This is a genomic window from Streptomyces sp. NPDC034043 (genome assembly GCF_055575675.1).
Genome location: NZ_JBVISF010000001.1, coordinates 191,397 through 212,938, shown reverse-complemented (window position 1 = coordinate 212,938; position 21,542 = coordinate 191,397). Strand labels below are relative to the sequence as shown.

The following is a 21,542-nucleotide window of genomic DNA, read 5'->3' as shown; positions in this document are numbered from 1 at the left end:
CGAGCCGTCCGGTCACCGGTATCCCCATACCGGAGGCCGGACGGCCCCTGTGGTGCGACCGGAAACGGCGCGCAGCCCCGGCGCACGGTCTTACCCCCACGGTGGACCGCGCTCCGGCCGGCGCGCCGTCGGCCGTCGGCCGGCTCCGTCGCATCACCAGTCTGTGCCCGGCCGACTCCTCCGGGGGTATTTCCTGACGTCCCCTTCGCGCAAGCAGACCGATCTTTGACACGGCCCTGACGTGCCCGTCCGGCGAGGAAGCGGCCCCGACCCGACCGGAAGGCCAGGCCGCGCCGTTCTGGCGACCGGGCTCAGCGCCAGTCGTCCCAGGGCGGGTCCTCGTCCAGGTCGTAGGGCGGCTCCTCGCCGTACGGCGGCTCCTGGGGCGGCGGGGGCTCGGCGACGGCGTCCGCCGTGGCCGGGAGCGGGGCGGGCGTGGCCGCTGCCGGGCCGAAGCCGGCCAGGGCCTCGAGCACCCCCTCGCCGTACTTGGTGAGCTTGGCCTCGCCTACCCCGCCGACGCCGGCCAGTTCCCCGACCGTGCCGGGCAGGCGCGTGGCGATCTCCCGCAGCGTGGCGTCGTGGAAGACGACGTACGCCGGGACGCCCTGCTCGCGGGCCGTCGCGGCCCGCCAGGCGCGCAGGGCCTCGAAGACCGGCACGGCGGCGGCGGGCAGGTCGACCGGTACCCGGGCGCTCTTGCCGGAGCGCGAGCCGGCCTCCTTGCGGGACGGGGCGGCCGGCGCCTTCTCCTTGCGCAGCTGGACGGTGCGGCGCCCGCCCAGCACCTCGCCGCTGGCGTCGGTCAGCACGAGGGTGCCGTAGTCGCCCTCGACCGCCAGCAGTCCGAGCGCCAGCAGCTGGCGCACGACCCCGCGCCACTCGGCGGTGCTCAGGTCCGCGCCGATCCCGAACACCGACAGGGCGTCGTGGTCGAACTGGATGACCTTGGCCGTCTTCTTGCCCTGGAGGATGTCGATGATCTGGCCGGCGCCGAACTTCTGGCGCCGTTCCCGCGCCAGCCGCCACACCGTGGACAGCAGCTTCTGCGCCGCGACCGTCCCGTCCCAGGACTCGGCGGGCGTCAGGCAGGTGTCGCAGTTGCCGCAGGGCTCGCCGGTCTGCCCGAAGTACGCGAGCAGCCGGACGCGCCGGCAGTCGACGGTCTCGCACAGCGCCAGCATGGAGTCGAGGTGGGCGGCCAGGGAGCGGCGGTGGTTCTCGTCGCCCTCGGAGCCGTCGATGAGCTTGCGCTGCTGGACCACGTCCTGGAGGCCGTACGCCAGCCAGGCGGTGGCCGGTTCCCCGTCGCGGCCGGCACGGCCGGTCTCCTGGTAGTAGCCCTCGACCGACTTCGGCAGGTCCAGGTGGGCCACGAAGCGCACGTCCGGCTTGTCGATGCCCATGCCGAAGGCGATCGTGGCCACCACCACGACCCCGTCCTCCCGCAGGAAGCGCGACTGGTTCGCGGCGCGCGTACGGGCGTCCATGCCGGCGTGGTACGCCACGGCGTCGATGCCCTGCTCCACCAGGAATGCGGCGGTCTTCTCCACCGAGGCCCGCGACAGGCAGTAGACGACTCCGGCGTCCCCGTCGTGCTCGGTCCTGATCAGCTCCAGCAGCTGCGCCAGCGGCTTGTCCTTGGCGACGATGCGGTACTGGATGTTCGGCCGGTCGAAGCTGGCGACGAAGTGCCGGGCGTCCTCCAGGCCCAGCCGCGCCGCGATCTCGGCGTGGGTGGCCTCGGTGGCGGTCGCGGTGAGGGCGATCCGCGGCACCTTCGGCCACCGCTCGTGCAGCATCGACAGGGCCAGGTAGTCGGGCCGGAAGTCGTGGCCCCACTGGGCGACGCAGTGCGCCTCGTCGATCGCGAACAGGGACACCTTGCCCCGGTCGAGCAGCCGCTGGGTGCCCTCGGTGCGCAGCCGCTCGGGCGCCAGGTAGAGCAGGTCCAGCTCGTCGGCGAGGAAGGCCTGCTCGACGGCCTGCCGCTGGTACGGGTCCTGCGTGGAGTTGAGGAATCCGGCCCGCACCCCGAGGGCGGTCAGCGCGTCCACCTGGTCCTGCATGAGTGCGATCAGCGGGGAGATCACGATGCCCGTGCCGTCCCTGACGAGGGCTGGGATCTGGTAGCAGAGCGACTTGCCGCCGCCGGTCGGCATCAGCACGAGGGCGTCGCCGCCCCCGGCGACCTGCTCGATGATCTGCTCCTGCTCGCCGCGGAAGGAGCTGTATCCGAATACGCGGTGCAGTACCTGCAGGGAGTCGGAGATCTCGGGGGAAGCGTCCGGAAGGGCCATTCGAGAAGCCTAGCGGCCCCCGCCGACACCCCCGTCCCGCCCGCGGTCGCCGGCGGCCGGGCCCAGCCGCCACAGCGGCCCGGTGCGGCGGTCGTCCAGGGCCGCGAACAGGCCGCGGGCCTCCCCGGCGCTCAGTCCGAGCTCCTCGGTGATCCTGCGGGTGGTGACGTACGCGATCCCGTCCGCCAGCGTCGCGCGCTCCCAGGCGGCGAAGCGGGCCCCGACCCGGACGGGGTCCCGGTCCGGGCGCGGGGCGGGCGGAGCGGCGGGCAGGGCGGCCGCGCGCCGGCGTTCCCGCTCGATCTCCGAGAAGCCGCACACGGCGCGGGAGGCCTCCTCGGCTTCCTCCAGGCCGCGGGTGCCGGCCAGCGCCCGGGCGAGGGGGCTGAGGGCGAGGACGCGGTCCAGGGTGAGCCGGTGGACGCCGGCGGCCCGGGCGTCCAGGTGTACGGGCCGGGGTGCGTCCCGGGTGCCGCAGACCCCGCGCACCCCGCGGGCGGCGGCGACGAGCAGGGCGCCTGCCTCGGAGGGGTGCCAGTCGAAGACCCCGTTCACGGGCTCGGTGTGCGCGGCGTCGAGGGTGAAGGCCGGCTCGCCGAGCCGCGGCAGCAGGGCGGGCGGGGGCACCTCGTTGTCGAGCCCGGGCCCGGCCACGTACACGCGGACCGGCAGTCCCGTGCCCGCGCAGGCGGCGACGGCGAGGGCGTCGCCGAGCGGGCTGCGCAGGGTGGGCTCGTCGCCCCGCGCCACGATGTCGCCGCCCACGTCGACGAGGTCGATGCGGTCGGCCCGGCACCAGCGGGCGGCCGCCGCGAGCTGGCGGGTCAGGCCGAGCGTGCCGCCGTAGGGGTCCAGCAGCCCGAGCCGCGGCCGCAGTTCGCCGGACAGGCGCGGGAGCAGGGAGCCGGCCGGGGCGGCGGGCCGCGTCGCGGGGGTGACCAGGGCGAGGTCCGGCGCGACGGACTCGGTGCCGTGGAAGTCGGTGGTGCGCCGGGGCCCGGGGACGGGGTCGACGACCAGCCGCTCCCACGCGTAGGTCAGGACGAGGGCCGGGGTGTCCGCACCGTGCAGGGCGGCGTGGACCATGGCGGTCGTGATCGCGTCGCCGCCACCGCCGGCGGCGACGAGGAGTCTCCGCGGGCCCTTCGGATTCCTCGCGCCGCCGGCGCTCTTCGTGTTCTTCGTGCTCTCCATGCCGGACACCGATACCCCAGCACCCGGTGCCGCCGCGAGCGCGGTGGATTCCCATACCGGGCCGTTCCGGTACGGAACCCCGGCTTCCACAAAAAGTACATATGAAGCTCTACACGCCGAAAGCCGGTTCATGGGAATTGCACTACAGAAAACGGCCCGAGCACGAACCTAAGGTGACGCCCTGTCACCAAGCGTGACGTCATTCGCGTGAGACCCCTTCCGAAAGAGAGCCGATTCCCGTTATGACGACGCCTGTTCTGCTCCCGACGCCGGCCTTCCCGGGCTCCTCCCCCGACACCGATCCCGAAACCCCGTACGAGCAGTACGTGTACGCCTACCCGCACCAGAAGGCGTACCGCCTGCTCGAGAACGGCCCGCTGCTCAGCGACCTGTGGGCCGGGGAACGCCTCGACGCGCTCTCCCTCTACGCGCACGTCCCCTTCTGCGAGATGCGCTGCGGCTTCTGCAACCTCTTCACCCGCACCGGAGCCCCCGAGGAGGTCACCCGCGGCTTCCTCGCCACCCTGGAGCGGCAGGCGCGCGTCACCCGCGAGGCGCTGGAGGCCACGGGCGAGCCGATCCGCTTCGCCCTCGCCGCGTTCGGCGGCGGCACCCCCACCTACCTCACCGCGGACGAGCTCACCCGTCTCTGCGACATCAGCGAGAACATCATGGGAGCCGACCTCAAGGCCGCCTCCTGGTCCGTGGAGACGTCCCCGGCGACCGCGACCGCCGACCGGATCGCCGTACTCGCCGAACGCGGCGCGACCCGGCTGAGCATCGGTGTGCAGAGCTTCGTCGACGAGGAGGCCCGAGCGGCGGTACGGCCCCAGAAGCGGGCCGAGGTCGAGGCCTCGCTCGCCCGCCTCAAGGAGGCGCGGTTCCCGATCCTCAACATCGACCTCATCTACGGCATCGACGGCCAGACCGAGCGCACCTTCAGGGTCTCGCTCGACGCCGCCCTCGCCTGGGAGCCGGAGGAGATCTACCTCTACCCGCTGTACGTGCGCCCGCTGACCGGGCTGAGCACGCGCCACGCCAAGACCCTCCAGGACTGGAACGACCAGCGGCTGCGGCTCTACCGCTACGGCCGTGACCACCTGCTGTCCGCCGGGTACGAGCAGACCTCCATGCGGGTCTTCCGCCGCTCCGGCACCGCCGCCGTCGAGGACACCGACGCCAGCGGCATCAGCGAGTACAACCAGCAGGCCGGCATGGTCGGCCTGGGCGTCGGCGCCCGCTCCTTCACCACCGGCCTGCACTACACCACCGACTACGCGGTCGCGGTGCCGGAGGTGCGGCGGATCATCGACGACTACATCGCCACTCCGACGGAGCGGTTCCGGCGCGCGCAGTGGGCGTTCGCGATGGACGACGGCGAGCGGCGCCGGATGTACGTCCTCCAGCACCTGCTGGAGTCGACGGGCCTGCGCACCGGCGCCTACGAGCAGCGCTTCGCGACGCGCTTCGAGGACGACTTCGGGCCCCAGCTCGACTTCCTGCTGAAGCGGAACTGGCTGCGGGAGAAGGGCGGCACGCTGGGACTGACCCCGGACGGCATGGCCTGGGCCGACGCGATAGGCCCGATGTTCTTCTCCGACCGCGTCCGGACGAACATGACCGCCTACCACGACCGCTAGGCCCTGTCGTCAAAGTCCCGCCTGGCCCGCGGCCCCCGGCACCGCACCTCGCCGCGTTGTCGGGGCACCCAAGTACGTCCAGTACTCGGGCGCCCCTCCGCCTTGCGATGCACGGCACCGGACGCCGCAGGCCTGACCGGCGCTACTTTGACGACAGGACCTAGACCGGCTCCCGCCGCAACGGCTGCGGGTGCTGCGAGTGCTGCGAAGGCCGTGTGGGGGCCCGGCGCCGCTCCGGCAGGGACACGAGGACCAGCCCGAGCAGCATCAGCGCCGCCCCGGCCGCCGCCGGCGGGCCGGGCCGCTCGCCCAGCACCGCGACCCCGAGCACCGTCGCCACCAGCGGCTCGGTCAGGCTCAGCGTCCCCGTCGTGGCGGCGCTGAGCCGGCCGACGCCCCGGGTGAACAGCAGGTAGCCGAGGGCGGTGGTGCCCAGGCCCAGCCAGCCGATCAGCGCCAGCGAGCGGCCGGCGGCCAGACCCTCGGGAGCCACCAGCAGGTACGGGGAGACCAGCAGCCCCGCGCACAGCACGCTCACCGGCGCCGCCGCGCCGAGGTCCGCGCCCCCCGCGGCCAGCCGCTTCGACGCGGCGATGTACACGCCGAAGCTCGCCCCGGCCACCACGCCGAAGGCCACGCCCGGCAGATCGGCGCGCGCCCCGCTGCCGGGCAGCAGCAACAGCGCGATGCCCGGCACGGCGCAGCCCGTCCCCCACAGCCAGCGTCGGGTGAGCCGCTCACCGGAGAGCCGGCGGGCGCACAGCCCGCCGGCCACGGGCACGGTCCCGAAGGCGACGGCCGTCGCCAGGGCCGCCCCGCCGCGTTCCACCGCCTGGAGGAAGCAGACCTGGAAGGCGGCCGTCACCAGCACGCTCAGCCCGAGCCACCGGCTCGTTCCAGGTCCGCGCAGGGTGCGCAGCCCCGCCGGACGCACCGTCAGCAGGCTGAGTACGAGCCCGCCCAGCAGCATCCGGCAGGCTCCGAGCGACACGGGGTGCACGCCGGTGTCCGCCCACAGCTGGGCGGGCCCCACCGTCCCCCACAGCACCGCCGCCGCCAGTACGGACGCCACTGCTCCCACGGCTTTCCCCCTTCACCACGTGCAGGACCCGGCGAACGTACCGGAGCGGGATCCTCCAGACCCACTGGGGAAAACCATGGGATTTCCCTTCGGCACACGGCCCGCTCCGTGCCTTCGCACAAAAGCGCGGCGGGGACGGTCAGGGCGCGTACCGCCCCAGCGGCAGCAGGTACTGGAGGGGCTGCTCCAGGTCGTCCAGGCCGAGGAGTTCGTGGGCCAGGTCGTCGTGGAAGCCCCCCAGCGGGGTGCCCGCCAGGCCGAGGGCGGCTCCGGTCAGGAGCAGGGTCTGGGTGAGGTGGCCGGCCTCCAGCAGGGCGAGGCGCAGGGCGCGCAGCCCGTAGCGACGGCGCAGCAGGCCCAGGTCCGCGTAGACGGCCAGGACGGCGGGCGCCCCGTCGACGCCGATCCAGTGGGGGTCCGTCTCCGGCCGGGACAGGTACGTGGAGAGCGCCCTGAGCTCCGCCGGGGCCGGCGCCGGCCCGACGGGACGCAGCGTCCGCCGCTCCGGCACGCAGTCGTACGTGCCCTGCGGGACGCCCGCCACGTCGAGCACCAGCAGCCGCACCCGGGCGGTGTACAGGGCGCCCGCGCTGGGGTAGGGACGGTGGGCCGGGGACGGGCCGTCGGGGCCGGGCCGCCCGGTGGGCGCGCTGTCGGACAGGGAGTGCCACAGCAGCGAGCCCAGGGTCCCGGCGTCCAGCGGTCCCCGGAGCGGGCCGCGCAGCGAGGTGCGGGCGGCGAGCGCGGCGCGCAGCGACACCTCGGGCAGCGGGTCGGCGGGCAGGGCCAGTTCGGACCCCGCCGCCGGCGCCGGGACCGGCTCGTGCGGCAGCGGGCGCAGCGCGCTGTCCTCGTTGCGGCCGATCCGGAACTTGCTCCTCTCCAGGTACTGGACGTCGGCGGCGGTGTGTCCGGGCGGGAAGAACCCGGGCGGTTGCTCGGTCTCCAGCAGGGTGCGGGCGGCCAGCCGGCACACCGCCCGCTCCTCGTCGGGGGTGATCCCGAGCCGGTTGAACAGCATGTGGAGCTGTGAGCCCCACACGAGGAGCCGCGGCCCCTCCCCCAGGTCCGCCAGCCGCTCGTCGGCGGCGCGGACCGCGGCCGCCCACCGTACGAGCCAGGGCGGGGCGGTGCCCGCCGCGAGCCGTTCCCGCAGGCCGGCGGCCCGCCGCCGCAGGCCCGTACGCTGCGTCGCGTACACGGAGTCGACCCGTGTGTGGACGGCCGCGCCGGGCAGCAGCTCCACATCGGTGACCCACCGCCAGCCGCCGGCGTGCCGGCGCAGCCAGCGCGCCGCGGTGAGCGGGTCCAGGCCGAGCGCGTGGACCGTCGTATGGGCCAGGTCGGCGGCGGTGGTGAGCCGGGCCCCCGTTCCGCCGCCGTCGGGCAGGGCGCGCAGGGCGTCGAGGACCACACGGGTGGAGGCTTCGAAGACCCCTTCGGCGACGGGCAGCGCCCGCGGTCCGCCGTAGCGCTCGGTCTCCGGTTCGTAGGCGACGGCGCGGACCTCGCCGTGGCGGGACGGCCAGGGGCCCGGCACGGCGGGCACCGCCTTCGCCGCGCGGGCCAGTTCCCCGGGCAGGGCGGCGGCGGCCGCGGCGCTCAGGCCGCGGAGCCGGACGCGTACGTGGGGTCCGCCCTCCCCGTAGCGGATGAAGAACCATCCGGCGGCCTCCCCCGCCGCCACCAGGCCGTCGAGGAGCGGGGCGGCGTCACGGAGCAGGAAGGCGTCGGTGTCGTCGGTCGCGGAGTGCAGGAAGAGGTGGTGGCTGTGCCAGGTGTCGGAAGTCGTCACGTCGTCACGTCCGGTCGTCGTCCGGTTCAGGGGAAGGGGTGCGGGTGGAGCGCGAGGTCCTCGTGGCGCAGCGGGCGCTGCGTGCGGCCCAGCCGGTGGGGCACCTCCAGGAGCCGGGGCAGGCCGCGCGTGCGGCGGTTGACGTGTCCGAAGGTCATCGGCAGGGAGCCGGGGACGACGGTCTTCACGCAGTGCAGGCCGAGCCGTTGCCGCAGGCCCGGCTCGGTCTGGTCGACGGTGATCACCTCCAGGCCGGCCTGCGACAGCCGTCGCACCGTGGCCGTGAGCAGGGCGGAGAGGTCGCCCACCGGCCGGGGTGCTCCCGGCCAGGTCTCGGCGACGGTCAGGCACGGGGTGTCGGCGAAGAGGAACTCCAGGCGCGGGGCCGCCTCGGGGAGGGCGTTCAGCCCGACGTGGTCGTCGAGGGTGACCACCAGCTCGGGGTGGTCCAGCATGGGCCGAAGCCGCGCGGGATCGCGCGGACCGCCCTCGGCGAGCGCGCGCTGCGCGGACTCCAGGACGTTGGTGACGACCTCGGCGACGGCGGAGCGGATCGCCGCGCGCGGGTCGTGGTGGGCGCCCGCGGCGAGGAACATCCGGGGCGCGTCGGGGTGGGAGCCCTCGTAGCGGCAGACGGCGACGACGGCGGGGATGCCGAAGTCGTTCGTCGCGTCGAGCAGCAGCAGCCGGTAGCCCGCCAGGGCCGCCCGGTCGGCGAGCAGGGCGGTGTCGGTGTCCCGCGGCGGGGGCTGGACGCGGCGCAGCGGGGTGGCCGCGTACCAGGCCATCAGGAAGGCGTCGCGTTCGGCCACCTCGAACAGGCCGTAGAGCGCCGCCTCTTCGGGACTGTTGCCGAGGCCGCAGCCGTTGGAGGACTCGTACACCACGCGCGGCCGGCCCTCTCCGGGCGGGTCCCAGTACGCCACGTGCTCGGGGACGGCCACCGCCCGCTGCCGGGTGAGGGACCAGCCCCCTGCCCAGTCCATGCGCAGATCGGGCGTGTAGGGCACGGTCGGCGAGGCCGGGTGCCCGTGGTGGGCGGGGTCGGGCAGGCCGAGCCGCTCCGGGTCCAGGGCGCGTTCGGGGCCGAGCTCGGCGAAGGAGGCCCGCAGGCCGGTGCGCCAGCCGGTCGGGCGCATGCCGGCGTACCGTTCGACGGCCTCGAAGAGGGCGATCCGCTCGCTGTCGGCGAAGTCCCCGGCCCGGCCGTGGCCGCCGTCGTCGACGGGGCGGCCGTCGGTCACGAGGGCGGTGGTCAGGCAGAAGGCCGAGTCCTCGGTGCGGAACAGCCGGCGCACCGGGCCGAACCGCTCGTCGTGCAGGGCCGCGCGCAGCCCGTCCGCCGTGGTGCGGGGGTTGGGGGCGCGCAGCAGGTACGGGTCGGGCAGCGGGCGGGGCGCCGAGGGCAGCGGGACCGCCTCGGCGGCGGAGTCCAGGGGCAGGGGGTGGCAGACGGCGCAGCCGCCGACCGGGCGGACCCGGTGGCCGGACCAGGTGCCGCGCCCCTGGTGGAGGAGGTACACGGTGGCCGCCGGCGGCTCCTGGGCGGGCGAGGGCGGTGCGTGGACGTCCAGGAGGTCCCGTACGAGCGCGCCGAGGGACTCGGCCAGCGCCGGGGACGGTACGCCGGCCAGCGCGAGCTCCGGGCTCTGCCGGGGCACGCGTCCGCCGGCCGTGGCCAGCCGCTGGTACTCGACGCAGCTCAGGCAGGCCGGCGCGTCCGGCGCGAGCAGCGGCCCGACCACCGCCAGCGGCCCGTCGAAGCGTACGGGGACCAGGGCCACCGGGTGCGCCAGCGCATGCCGGCTCAGCTCCTCGGCGAGCCCCGGGGTCCATTCGGTCAGCAGGACGGCGGCCGGTCCGGCGGTGGCCTCCAGCGCGGCCGCGGCGTCGAGGACCGGGACGGGCAGGCCCGGGAAGAGGGCGGCCACGGTGGGGAAGGCCGGGGCGGGGAAGGCCGGGACTGCTGCGGTCATCACGGCTCCTCGGGGGTGTGCAGGACGGTGAAGCCGAAGGCCCGCAGCCGGGCGAGGAGTGCGGGGTCCCGGACCGGGGCCGGTGCGCCGGTGGCGGGTGGCGGCCCGGCCAGTCGGCGCAGCGCGTCCTGGAAGGCCTCCTCCCGTCCGGCGGCGTCGGCGAGCCAGCGACCGGTCCAGCCGGCGTCCTCCCAGGCGGCCGTGCGGACGCCGGCGCAGGCCAGCGGGGCGACGGCGGCGCCCGACGGCGGGGTCCGGCCTGGGCCGGGCCGCCCGGTACGGACGGCGGCCACGGCTGCGAGCGCGGCGAAGGCGGCCGCGTCGCCCGGGGTGGCCTCCACGGCCTCACCGAGCACCGGGGCCGGTCCTCCGGCGCGGCGGACCACGGCGTGGTACACCCCGTCCGGCCCGGCCCGGAGCACCTCGAGGCGGGCGGGCACCTCCAGACGGGCCGTCAGGGTGTGCCACCAGTGCCGGAACTGCGGGTGCCCGGCCCACAAGGGCGCGGCGACGGGCACCGCCCGGTCCGCGTCCCCGCCGGCCGGCGGTGGGCCGGTGGGGCGGGTGGGGCGGGTGGGGCCAGTGGGGCCGGACGGCGGAGCGTCGGTCATCCGGGCCGCCGGGCCGGGCGGCAGGGCGTCCGCCGGGCCGGGCGGCAGGACGTCCGCCGGGTCGGCAGGCGGTGAGCCGGCGGCGCCTGCCGGAGGGGCGCCCGTCGGCCACTCCGCCGGGCCTGCCGCCTGGGCGCCGGTGGGGCCGGACGGCGGAGCGGCCGTCGCCCGGGCCGCCGGGCCCGGGGGCCGTGCGTCGACGGCGCCGGACCGCGGCGCGTCGGCCGCGAGGGCCGCCGGGCCGCCCGGCGGAGGGACGGCCGGCGCCCTGCCCCCGGTCGCGTCCCCCGCGCCGGCCCGCTCCCCGGCCGCGCGGCCGTCGTCGGCGGCGCGGCGGGCGAAGGCCGCGCGCAGGGCCCGGCCGCGGGCGTGCCCGGGGTTCGCGCCGACGGTGAACCCCGGCCCGCCCAGCAGCAGTTCCGCCGCGCGGCAGAACACCTCCAGGCGGGCCAGGTCCAGCCTCGGCGCCCCGGCGACCAGGCGACCGCCGGCCGGACCTTCCCCGGGGAGTCCGCAGGCGGCGAGCGGCACCGGCAGCTGGCGCAGGTCCGCCGGGAGCGGCGCGGGCAGGGCCCCGCACCGCTCGTCGCCCAGGGCCGCCAGCCGCCTCAGCGCTTCGCCGAGGGTGCCCGCCGGGGGGAGGTCCGTCCGCCGGTCGGTGTCCAGCCGGCCGGGCCCGAGCCAGGTGCGGTACTCGGCCCTCGGCGGCGCAGCTTCGGCCAGAAGCACCGCCGGCAACCCGGGCAGCAGCCGGTCGTCGCCGCCTTCGGCCGCCGGGTCCGGGAGACCTGCGGCCGCACAGAGCAGCCGGTGGGCCGCCGCACCCCCGAGCAGGGAGGCGAGCGCCGGCGAGCCGCCCCCGTCCCCGTCTACGTCTCCGGGGCCGAGCCGGGCTTCCAGGGCGGCCGCGTCGGAGCGGGCCTGGGCCGGGCTGCCGGGGGCGGTGGCGTATCCGCCGCCGGCGCGGAGTCCGGCGGCGAGGGCGCGTACCGGTCCGGTGCCGTGGAGCCGGAGCAGGACCCGGCCCGCCGGCAGGGCCGGATCGGCGGTGCGGGTGACGGGCAGCGCGCCCAGTGCCAGGGCCCGCCCGGCGGCGCGGGCCAGCGGCCCGTCGGGGTCGCCGGCCAGCACCTCGGCGCGGGCGGCGGCGAGCGCGGCCCGGGCGGCGGCGGGCCGCGCGGCGCCCGCCCGGAGCCACAGCGCCACGGGGTCACGGCCGTGATCTCCGGCGCACTGGTCCTCGTACCCGGCGGGCTCGGTCATGAGCAGGCCGTGGGCCTCCAGCCGGCCGAGGAGGGTCCGTACGGCGGTGCGCAGGCGCGGGCCGGCTTCGGTCGCGTCCAGCAGGTCGTCGAGTCCGCCGTCCCGCAGCGGCCCCTCCAGCCACCGCCACAGCGCGGGCAGTGCGGTGCTGCCCTCCAGGGTGACGCTGCCGTCGCGGCCGCGCAGGTGGAGGCCGGCCCGCAGCGGGGTCACGGCGACGCCCGGGCGGAGCCTGCGCACGGCACGGGCGGCAGGGGCGGCGCCCGTCGTCCGGTCCCCGGTGGCCGTCATGCGCCGCTCTCCACGGCGGCCACGGCTGCGCGGAGCTCCGTGCGCCAGTCGGAGCCGGTCAGCGCCGGGACCGTGCGGACCACCAGGTGTGCCGCCAGGTACCGCTCCAGCGGGCGCACGTCGCAGATGGCGAGGAGCCGGTAGAGGGCGTTGGTGCAGACCCGGTGGACCACGTAGCCGGGGTCGGTGAACATCGCCCCCCGCGGGTCGGCGCGGCGCAGCAGCCGGTGGAACTCGCTGTAGCGGGTGCGCGCCTCCGGGTCCCAGCGCTCGGCCGCGGCCCGGTCGCCGGTGGCGGCGGCCCGGTCCCGGTAGGCGGGCGGGCTGCCGTGCAGGTCGGCGCCGGCCTCGTACCGGGCCCGCGTCCGGTTCCGGGCGGCGGCGGAGAATCCCGCCCAGGCCCGTTCCCAGCCGTGCGGGCCGCCGTCGGCGATCCGCCCGACGAGCGGGGTCAGGGTGTCCCCGGCGCGCTCCCACTGGCGGTCGAAGGAGGCGCGCAGCCGTCCGTCGGGGTCGTCGTGGAGCAGGAAGTCCTCCAGGTGGGACACGTACGAGTAGTGGCCGCCGGCCAGGCCCCCGGGATGGGCGGCGGCGTGTGCGGCGAGCGCGGTCACCGCGAGCCGGACCCGTGCCGGGGCGGTGTCCGCGTGGTCGGCGAGGAAGCCGGCGCCGGCCCGCAGCGCGCCGAGTCCGTCGCGCAGCAGGTCGTCGCGCAGGGCGGCGCCGTCGTCGCCGAGCAGGGCGCGGACCGGGGACCGGTCGGCGGGCTCGACGCGGACCGTGTTGTCCGGGGCGATGGGCCCGTAGGGCGGGGGGACGAGTTCGGCGCGCCCGTTCACGGCCGCCGCCTCCAGCAGCTGCGCGGGGGTGAGGTCGCTGCGCGAGGGGTGCAGGCGCAGCCAGTCCCGGATCCGTGAGGCGGCGGATGCCGCGGCGGCCTCCACCCGCGCCGCCGGGCCCCGGAGGCAGAGCCGCAGGTGGGGGCCGTGCAGCCAGTGCCGCTCGACGTGGGCGGACAGGCCCTGCCGCGCGCAGCTCGCGGCGAGGGGCAGCAGCGCCTCGCGCAGCAGGGGGGCCTTGACGGGGTGGTGGTGGTAGGCGACCACGTCGAGGGCACGGCTGTCGGGGCGGCCGCCGGGAAGTGCCGGCATGGTTCCTTCCTCCGCTGTCGGGGGGTGGGTCATCGGGTCCGCCCGGCCCGGTAGACCTCGAGTACGAGTTCGACCGCGCGGGCGGGCGCGGTCTGGGCGCCGGGTGCGGGCAGCGCCTCCTCGAGGAGGGCGCCGTCGTCGTGGCGGGAGAGCCACTTGGCCAGGCAGCGCAGGTGCAGGGCGTTGCCGAGGTCCACGAACTGCGGTTTGGGGCGGCTCAGCCCGTTCAGGAAGTCCTCGGCGGGGCGCCCGGTGGGGGCGGGGGCGGCCGGGCGCAGGAAGAGCTGTTCGGGGAGGTCCAGCCGGGCCCGCCAGTGGGCGGCGGTCTCCGCGGGGACCGGGCCTCCGGCGGCGAGGCCGGCGCGGAGTTCGCGCACCGCGTCGGGCGGCAGCAGCCAGCGCCGTCGGCGGAGCACCACGTGGCGGTGGCGCAGTCGGGGCGTGTGGGTGACGCGGCCGCCGCCCGGTGCGGGGAGGACGCTGCGGGGCGCGAGGGGGCCGAGGTCGACCATGCCGTGGGGGTGGTCGCCGAGGTGGGCGCCGAGGCGGCGCGGCAGCAGCACCGGGGAGAGGAAGCCGGGGTAGAGCACGTCGAGGAGTTCGCCGGTGTTCCGCAGCCGGATGCGCACCTGGTCGTCGGCTTCGTCGTGGACGAGTTCCAGGTCGGCTTCGCCGAGGGAGGCCCAGCGGCGGTCGGGGCCGATCTCGTCCGGGACGAAGAGGGGGTGGAGGTTGGCGTTGAAGCCGCCGACGGGCCTGATCTGGGCGGCGCGGGCGCCCGGTCCGAGGCCGCGCCGGACCTGCCGGGAGACCTCGGTGGTGGCGCGGGGGTCCAGGGCGTCCAGGAACCGGCTGGTGAAGCGGCCCCAGCCGCCGTAGACCTGGTTGACGCAGAGGAGGTGGTGGCGGGGGTCGCGCTGGAGGAAGTACGCGTAGCTCAGCGGGCGGGCGAGGGCCCAGTCGGGCAGCCGGTCGCCGAGTCCCGCGAGGAGGTCCGGGGGCAGGACGAGCTCCGCGGCCGCGGCGGGACCGCCGCCCGGGGCGCCGTGGGCGGCGGCCACGGCTTCGGCCCGCAGCTCCGCAAGCACCCCGGTCCCGGTGGGGAGGTCGTCGGCCGGGCCGAGGGCGGCGAGCCGTCCGGCGGCCGCCCAGGCCTCGGCGATGTCGGTGCCGAACTCCCACGGGTGCGGGCAGCGGCCGCCGGGGCCGTAGCGGGCGACGAAGCGGTCGCGGACGATCCGGCGCAGGAGGTGGCCGAGGTCGAAGAGTTCCGCCAGCGCGGTGACCTCGCCGAGGGTTTCGTGGTCGGTGGCGTCGAGGAAGCCGTCGAGGGCGAGCGGCCGGGGGGCGACGACGTCCTCGGAGACCACGCTGAGCGGGGCGGACACGGCCGGGACGGGGCGCCCGGCGGCGGCCAGCGCCTCAGTCCAGCGGTGGGAGAGGCCGGTCAGCAGGGCGGGGCGGCCGGCGGCGGGGGTGCCCGCGAAGTCGGCGGTCATGCGGGCGATCGCGCGCAGGCGCCCGGCGTGGGCGGCGTCGTCTGGGGCACCGTCCAGGGCGGCCAGCCAGTCCGCGATGCGGCCCAGCGGGTCAGGGTCGTGCGGCGGGACCGGTTCGACCGGCACCAGCAGCCCGGCCTCCGCGAGCCGGCCGAGGAAACCGGCCGCGGCGGACCGGCCGTCACCGGCCGTGCCCGGCAGCGCGGCGGCCAGCAGCCCGGTCAGCTCGTCCAGCGGTACGGGGTCCCCGGCCCGCTCGGTGACCAGGCCCAGCGGGCCGGTGAGGGCGAGTTCCGCCTCGTCCTCACCGGCGACGAGGTAGCGGCCCCCGGCGAAGGCGGTCCGTTCGCGGGAGTACGCCGCCCGGCCGCCGGTGATCCGGGCGGTGCTGGCGATGCGGTGGGGCAGGGCGGACCGGCGGTGCGGGGCGTCCAGGAGGGCGAGGGTGAGGGCGGTGGTCAGGGTGCGGCTGGGCTGCACGACGGGGTGGAGCGGGCCGTCGAACAGGGGGGCCAGGCCCCACGCGGGGACGGCACGGCCGCGGCGCGGGCCGGGGGGCAGGGGCCCCCAGCCGACCGCCGTGAACCAGGACAGCGGGCTGGTCTTGGTGCTGGCCCGCAGGGCGTAGCGCAGGACGGCGGGTTCCTCCTTGCGGGCCCTGCGGTCCTGCGTTCCGGTGCCCGCCCGTTCCACGGCCCGTAGCAGGTCGGCGCTGGTGAGGGCGACGGCTTTGGCGAGGGCCGGTTCGCGGCACAGGGCCGCCAGCGCGCCGCGTTCGGCGGCGAGGGCGCGTTCGGCGGCGGGTCCGAGGCCGGCGAGGAGCGCGGTGCGCCGGGCGCGCAGGCCGAGCCAGTGGGCGAGACGGGGCACCCGCTCGGGGAGGTCGCCGAGGCGCTCCAGCAGGGCGGGGCGGGGTTCGCGTCCGTTGTGCAGGGCTCGGCGCAGGGGGAGGACCACGTCGCGGTGGAGGGCGGCGGGGTGGCCGTCGCGGCTGTCGTGGAGGTCGTCGCAGAGCGGTGCGGCCGTCCGCGTGAGCTGCCGGTCGAGGTGGTGGAGCCGGGCGAGCAGGGCGCGGAAGCGGGCGGCGTCCGGGGTCTGGGCGGGGTGGGTCAGTACGGTGGCGCGGACCAGCGCGTACGGCGGGGGCCACACCCGGTAGCCGTCGGCTCCGTCCTCGGCCCCGGCCGGCGTGTGGTGCTGCTGCGGCTGCATGCCGGTCCCCCTCCTGTAGGTGGTGGCGCGCGGGCTTCCCGCCGTACGCGGGGTGCGGCGGGAAGCGGTCCGCGTGGTGGTGGTGCGGCGGTTACATGGGGCTCGGCTGGGTCGGCTGGGCGCAGGACGAGGAGCCCTGGCAGGAGCACGAGCCCCAGGAGGCGCCGCCCTCGGGCAGCGCGACGGTGTCCCGCATCGAGGTCACGCTGAGGTCGCCGAGGTCGAGGTCGAGGTCCTCGAAGCCGGATTCGGGGGTGTGTGCGGTGTCGGACATGTGTGTCTCCCTCGTGTGGAAACGAAAGCCGGAAGGTGCGCTGGGCGGAGTGCGTGCGCCGGTGGAGCGGCGCGGGCCGCGAAGGGGGAATGCCGGATTTCCTCGGGTTCCGGTCCGGCCGGACGGCGATGCCATCCGGCCATCGGAGCGGCCGACCCGGTCCTCAGCATCACGCAGGGCCCCGGGGACCGCTAGAGCGGAGATCCGGCCGCGGTTCCGGGCCCGTTCGGCAGATGGCTCGAATAGGCGGAACGGCCCTCTCTGGCGGGCTCGTCACGCGCCCGGTCAAGCCACCGTGGCCGGATCGGGTCGGCGATGGCCGGTACGGATACGGCGACGCCCCCGGCCACGGGAGCGTGGACGGGGGCGGAGGGAGGGGTGGCGGGGCTGAATGTCAGTCGGAAATCAGCCCTTCCTCACGACGCTCGACTTGAGCTGCATGGAGCCGAAGCCCTCGATCTTGCAGTCGATGTCGTGACCGTCGACTCCGTCGACGAGCCGGATGTTGCGGACCTTGGTGCCCGCCTTGATCCCGGTCGGGTGGCCCTTGACCTTCAGGCCCTTCACCACGGTCACGGTGTCACCGTCCGTGAGCACGTTGCCGACCGAGTCCTTGATCACCCGCTCCTCGGAGGCGTCGCCGGCCTCGCCGGCCTCGCCGGCCGCGGCGGGCCATTCGTGCCCGCACTCGGGGCAGACGAGGAGGGCGCCCATCTCGTAGGCGTACGAGCCGGAGCATTCAGGGCAGGGGGGAAGGGCGTTCTCGGTCACCCGGTCAGTCTAGGTAACGCGGCGGTGCCCCGCCGACGGCAGTCGGCGGGGCACCGGATCACGCGCGTGGGCGGGATCAGACCTGCGGGACCGGGAAGGTCGGGTACTCCACGCCGGAGACGTGCTGTACGACGCGGATCACCTGGCACGAGTAGCCGAACTCGTTGTCGTACCAGAGGTAGAGGATCGCGTTGTCACCGTCCACCTTGGTGGCGCCCGCGTCGACGATCGAGGAGTGGCGCGAGCCGACGAAGTCCATGGAGACGGCGTCGGGAGCGGTGGTGAAGTCGATCTGGCGCTTGAGCGGCGAGTGCAGCGAGACGCCGCGGAGGTACTCGAGGACCTCCTCGCGGGTGGTCTCCCGGCCCAGGCGCAGGCTCAGGATGGCGATCGAGACGTCCGGGACGGGGACGCGGATCGAGCTGCCGGTGATCGGGGCCTTGAGGTCGGGCAGCGCCTTTGCGACGGCGGAGGCGGCGCCGGTCTCGGTGATGACCATGTTGAGCGGCGCGGAGCGGCCGCGGCGGTCGGCCTTGTGGTAGTTGTCCAGCAGGTTCTGGTCGTTGGTGAACGAGTGGACGGTCTCCACGTGGCCGCGGAGCACACCGTACTCGTCGTCCATCGCCTTCAGCGGCGGGACGATCGCGTTGGTGGTGCAGGAGGCGCAGGACAGGACCCGCTCGTCCGGCTTGATGGTGTCGTGGTTGACGCCGTGGACGATGTTGGGGACGTCGCCCTTGCCGGGGGCCGTCAGGACGACCTTGTCGATGCCCGGGCGCAGGTGCTTGGAGAGGCCCTCGCGGTCGCGCCACTTGCCCGTGTTGTCGATGAGGATGGCGTCGTTGATGCCGTACTCGGTGTAGTCGACCTCGGACGGGTCGTTCGCGTAGATCACCTTGATGGTGTTGCCGTTGGCGAGGATCGTGCTCGTCGCCTCGTCCACCGTGATGGTGCCCTGGAACTGGCCGTGGATGGAGTCGCGGCGCAGCAGCGACGCCCGCTTCACCAGGTCCTGCTCGCCGCCACCGCGCACGACGATGGCGCGCAGGCGCAGACCGTTGCCGGAGCCGGCCTTCTCGATGAGCAGGCGGGCGACGAGGCGGCCGATGCGGCCGAAGCCGTAGAGGACGACGTCGCGTCCCTCCCGGCGCTCGATCTTGTTCTCGCCGGTGGCGCCGACGACGGCCTCGGCGGTGAAGTCCTCGACCGACAGACCGCGGTCGTCGGTCTTGTACGTGGCGGCGAGCATGCCGATGTCGATCTGGGAGGGGCCCAGGTCGAGGGCGGTGAGGGCCTGGAGGAACGGCATCGTCTCGGTGACCGACAGCTCCTCGCCGTCGATCTGCCGGGCGAAGCGGTGGGCCTTGAGAATGCTCACGACCGACTTGTTCACCAGGGAGCGGCTGTGGAGCAGGATCGTGACGTCCCGTTCCCGGTGCAGCTTCCCGATGAGGGGGATCATCGACTCCGCGATCTCCTCGCGGGTCTTCCAGTTGGCGAACGAGTCCTCGTTGACAGTCACAGACTTTATCTTTCGAGCTAGGCGGCGCTCATATGCTAACCCCCCGCCGGATCGTTCCTTCAAGGGGGACCGTCCGACCGTCGCCGGCGGCCCGGATCCACTCCTCCGCCGTGGAGAAAACGCCGGTGGGCGGGACACCTCCGTGGACAGGTACGGGGCGGGCGGCGGGTTGCTACGTTGCGTCGGCCGCCGGTCCATCGGTCCGCCGGTCCGCCGATCACAGGAGCTGCCGCACATGTCCGACATCCAGGTCCGCGCCGTCCGGCCCGGGGACTTCGCCCAGTGGCGCGCCCTGTACCGGGGCTATGCCGATTTCTACCGGGTGGAGCAGACGGAGGAGGCCGCCGGCACGGTGTGGGCGTGGGTGAACGACCCCGGGCACGAGGTGAACGCCCTGGTCGCCGAGGACGCGGGAGGCCGGCTGCTGGGGCTGGCGCACTACCGGCCGTTCGCCCGGCCGCTGTCCGCGACCGTCGGCTGCTTCCTGGACGACCTGTTCGTGGCCCCCGAGCACCGCGGCTCCGGAGCCGCCGACCTGCTGCTCGGGGCCCTGCGCGAGCTTGCCGCCGAGCGCGGCTGGAGCGTGGTGCGCTGGATCACCGCCGACGACAACCACCGGGCGCGGGCCAAGTACGACCAGGTGGCGACGCGGACCATGTGGGTCACCTACGACATGGCACCCGGCCGCTGATCATCCCCCGGAGGCGGCGTCGTCGCAGGCGGGGCAGACCCGGCCCGCATGCTCCGGGGGGTACCAGTCCGACCCGGGGTGCTCGGCGGGCCGCCAGGGGGCCGTCCCCATGGCGAAGGTGTCCTTGCCGCACAGCGTCCTGGGCCCCCGTACGGCGCTCTGCCCGGGGGCGGCGGGCGCCGCGTGCACGCGCAGGACCGGCGCCCGGTCCCCGGGAGCCGCTCCCGCGCTGTGGTCGTACTCGTACACCACGACCGTCCCGCTCATACCTCGACCTTAGGCGCCCCGGCCGGAACCCGCCGGTCGCACCGGAGAGGGGGAGGAGAGACGATGAGGGGGCGGTACTCGTGCCCGTCGCGTCCCGGTCCCGGACAGGGGGACCGGTTCCCGGGCGGCTCCCGGACGGCTTCCCGTGCGGCCGGGGCCACCGGTTCGGACAGACGACGGCGGCCCTACCGGTAAGGAAGACCCATGACCCCGCGTACCCGCCTCCTCGTCATCGGCCCCCTCGTGGCCGCCTCGTTCATCACCGCCCCCACCGCTCTCGCGGCGGCCCCCCGGGAACCGGCGGCCGCCCCGGCGGCGACGTGCTCGGTCTCCGGCATCCTCGACAACGGGAAGGTGCACCTGTCCGGCGGTGGCTTCACCCCTGGTCCGGCCTACGTCTACGGCTCGGCCGGATACGGCGGGACGATCGAGATCGCCCAGAACGGCGGCTTCCAGATCCTGAACGTGACGCCCGCCGAGTACAGCGTCCGCCAGGGCGGCGAACTGACCGAGTGCAGCGGCTTCAACGACTGAGCTGGAGCTCTCCGCGCGCCCGCCGGGGAGCACGGGACGGCCATGGGGCCGTGTCGTCGACGTCCCGCGCGGCCCGCGCTACTTCGACGACGCGACGACCTAACGGCACAGCTCCGCGACCCGTTCCAGCTCGTCCCCCCATACGGCCGCGCGCGGCCCGACGTGCGGGGCGGCGACCGAGCGCACGCGGAAGCGGTTGCGCGGGGTGGTCTCGTCGGCCTCGCGGATCATCAGGTCCTGCAGTGCGAGGGGGATCGAGCGGTCCTCGGTGAACCGGAGGAACGTGCGCGGCACCCGGCCCCAGCGGTCCGCCAGCCCGCGGGAGTCGGCGGCTCCGATCGCCGCGGACTCGTCGGGCTCCAGGGTGTTGAGGAGCGCCCACACCTCGGCGTCCGGCCGGTCTGCGGCCAGCGCCTCCTTCATCACGGCGAAGAAGGCCGGGTCGGTGGAGCGCCAGTTGGCCCGGTTGACCCCCAGCTCCGGCGGGGTCTTGACGGCCGGGATCCGGAACAGGGCGCTGGAGGAGCCCTCGGGGGCCGTCATCAGGTCGAGCACCGAGGTGTGCCGCGTCGCGCAGTAGGCGGAGGCGTAGACCAGGTGGGCGATCAGTTCGGGCACGCGGTTGGCGACCGCGTTCAGCGTCGCCCCGCCCAGGCTCTGGCCGACCAGGATCACGGGACCGTTGCGGTGGGCGGCGCGCACGACGCCCTCGACGTGCTCCGCGAAGTCCGCCAGCGTGACCTTGCCGATCGGCGAGGGCTCGGTGCTCAGCCGCTCCAGGTCCTGCGGCGCCTGGTAGGAGAGGGGGAAGTAGGCGCCGAGGCCGTGCCCGGGGAGGTCGACGGCGATCGTCCGGTGTCCGCGCAGGCCCAGTTCGGCGAGGACCGGGGCCCAGCCGTAGGAGTTGCTCGCGGAGCCGTGGACGAGGACGAAGGTGGGCGCGCCGCGCCGGCGGCCGTCGGCGTGCGCGGTGGAGGTTCCGGCACCCACGGCGGCGACCGTGCCCGCGCCCGCCGCGGCGGCCCTCAGGACTCCGCGCCGCGACAAGCCGCCGTCCTGGACGATGTCGTTCTGTTCGCTCATACGGGCGACTCTAGGATCGGCCCCCGCCGGGACCGGTGGGATCCGGCCACTGTCCGCTGTCCGGTCGTCTTCCCGTCCCGGAGCCCTCACCGGCCGGCTCGGAGGCGTGCCGGCGGGCCGGGGCCGGCCGGGAGGCGCGGACCGTAACCGCCCCCGGCCTTCGGCCCGTCGCCGGGTCACCGTCCGATCCGGCCGCGGCCGTGCCCGCCGGCCTCCGCGCGGGCCGACGCTCCATCAGGTCATCCGTCCCGGACCCTTGACTCCTTCGGGGGCAGTCGGGATTCTCGTCCCACCCTTGTGCGGGGCATGACAATTCATGCCCGGATCCGCCCGCGCCGCATCCGCCGACCTGACATGAGTGATGACCTTGACCCCACCGCCCCCACG

At 75.7% G+C, this 21,542-nt stretch carries 16 protein-coding genes; 3 read left to right on the top strand and 13 right to left on the bottom strand.

Features of this window, described 5'->3' with window-relative positions; all coding sequences use genetic code 11:
* Positions 1-311 precede the first annotated feature (311 nt).
* Both recQ and ACZ51S_RS01305 read right to left on the bottom strand, forming a co-directional pair.
* Positions 312-2,300: a DNA helicase RecQ gene (recQ, locus tag ACZ51S_RS01310; RefSeq protein WP_468885345.1), complete on the bottom strand. Its 1,989-nt coding sequence runs from the start codon at positions 2,298-2,300 to the stop codon at positions 312-314.
* Between the two features lie 9 nt (positions 2,301-2,309).
* Positions 2,310-3,494: a DUF1152 domain-containing protein gene (locus ACZ51S_RS01305; protein WP_468476081.1), complete on the bottom strand. Its 1,185-nt coding sequence runs from the start codon at positions 3,492-3,494 to the stop codon at positions 2,310-2,312.
* A 242-nt stretch (positions 3,495-3,736) separates the two neighbouring features.
* Between ACZ51S_RS01305 and ACZ51S_RS01300 the strand changes: the two genes are divergently transcribed.
* Positions 3,737-5,134, top strand: a complete 1,398-nt coding sequence (locus ACZ51S_RS01300; RefSeq protein WP_468801716.1) for an STM4012 family radical SAM protein — start codon at positions 3,737-3,739, stop codon at positions 5,132-5,134.
* A gap of 160 nt (positions 5,135-5,294) precedes the next feature.
* Here ACZ51S_RS01300 and ACZ51S_RS01295 read toward each other — a convergent pair whose 3' ends face one another.
* The 9 genes from ACZ51S_RS01295 to ACZ51S_RS01255 form a co-directional block, all read right to left on the bottom strand.
* Complete coding sequence (locus tag ACZ51S_RS01295; RefSeq protein ID WP_468801715.1) at positions 5,295-6,215, bottom strand: DMT family transporter; 921 nt, start codon at positions 6,213-6,215, stop codon at positions 5,295-5,297.
* 139 nt (positions 6,216-6,354) lie between these two features.
* Positions 6,355-8,010: a thiopeptide-type bacteriocin biosynthesis protein gene (locus ACZ51S_RS01290; RefSeq protein WP_468885347.1), complete on the bottom strand. Its 1,656-nt coding sequence runs from the start codon at positions 8,008-8,010 to the stop codon at positions 6,355-6,357.
* Between the two features lie 26 nt (positions 8,011-8,036).
* Positions 8,037-9,986, bottom strand: coding sequence for a TOMM precursor leader peptide-binding protein (locus tag ACZ51S_RS01285; RefSeq protein ID WP_468959216.1), 1,950 nt, complete (start codon positions 9,984-9,986; stop codon positions 8,037-8,039).
* Positions 9,986-12,151 carry a hypothetical protein gene (locus tag ACZ51S_RS01280; RefSeq protein WP_468959214.1) on the bottom strand — a complete coding sequence of 722 codons (2,166 nt, stop codon included), beginning with the start codon at positions 12,149-12,151 and terminating at the stop codon, positions 9,986-9,988. Before ACZ51S_RS01280 ends, ACZ51S_RS01285 begins: the two co-directional genes overlap by 1 nt.
* Positions 12,148-13,302, bottom strand: a complete 1,155-nt coding sequence (locus tag ACZ51S_RS01275) for a hypothetical protein (RefSeq protein ID WP_468801711.1) — start codon at positions 13,300-13,302, stop codon at positions 12,148-12,150. The genes ACZ51S_RS01280 and ACZ51S_RS01275 overlap by 4 nt, the downstream gene beginning before the upstream one ends.
* A 29-nt stretch (positions 13,303-13,331) precedes the next feature.
* The gene (locus ACZ51S_RS01270; protein WP_468959212.1) at positions 13,332-16,013 is read right to left on the bottom strand and encodes a lantibiotic dehydratase; all 2,682 of its coding nucleotides are present in this window, start codon (positions 16,011-16,013) and stop codon (positions 13,332-13,334) included.
* Between the two features lie 91 nt (positions 16,014-16,104).
* On the bottom strand, positions 16,105-16,287 hold the full coding sequence (locus ACZ51S_RS01265) for a thiazolylpeptide-type bacteriocin (RefSeq protein WP_388937029.1): 183 nt from the start codon (positions 16,285-16,287) through the stop codon (positions 16,105-16,107).
* 405 nt (positions 16,288-16,692) lie between these two features.
* Positions 16,693-17,058 carry a zinc ribbon domain-containing protein YjdM gene (locus ACZ51S_RS01260; protein ID WP_468801709.1) on the bottom strand — a complete coding sequence of 122 codons (366 nt, stop codon included), beginning with the start codon at positions 17,056-17,058 and terminating at the stop codon, positions 16,693-16,695.
* 76 nt (positions 17,059-17,134) lie between these two features.
* Positions 17,135-18,580 carry a glyceraldehyde-3-phosphate dehydrogenase gene (locus ACZ51S_RS01255; RefSeq protein WP_468480175.1) on the bottom strand — a complete coding sequence of 482 codons (1,446 nt, stop codon included), beginning with the start codon at positions 18,578-18,580 and terminating at the stop codon, positions 17,135-17,137.
* Between the two features lie 235 nt (positions 18,581-18,815).
* On the opposite strand from ACZ51S_RS01255, the gene ACZ51S_RS01250 reads away from it, so the two are divergent.
* On the top strand, positions 18,816-19,271 hold the full coding sequence (locus ACZ51S_RS01250; protein WP_468885354.1) for a GNAT family N-acetyltransferase: 456 nt from the start codon (positions 18,816-18,818) through the stop codon (positions 19,269-19,271).
* Here the strand turns inward: ACZ51S_RS01250 and ACZ51S_RS01245 are convergent, their stop codons facing one another.
* Complete coding sequence (locus ACZ51S_RS01245) at positions 19,272-19,538, bottom strand: hypothetical protein (protein WP_468480173.1); 267 nt, start codon at positions 19,536-19,538, stop codon at positions 19,272-19,274.
* A gap of 204 nt (positions 19,539-19,742) precedes the next feature.
* Between ACZ51S_RS01245 and ACZ51S_RS01240 the strand changes: the two genes are divergently transcribed.
* Complete coding sequence (locus ACZ51S_RS01240; protein WP_468959210.1) at positions 19,743-20,072, top strand: hypothetical protein; 330 nt, start codon at positions 19,743-19,745, stop codon at positions 20,070-20,072.
* A gap of 99 nt (positions 20,073-20,171) precedes the next feature.
* Here the strand turns inward: ACZ51S_RS01240 and ACZ51S_RS01235 are convergent, their stop codons facing one another.
* A complete protein-coding gene (locus tag ACZ51S_RS01235) occupies positions 20,172-21,155 on the bottom strand; it encodes an alpha/beta fold hydrolase (protein ID WP_468959208.1) in 984 nt (327 codons plus the stop codon).
* Positions 21,156-21,542 lie beyond the last annotated feature (387 nt).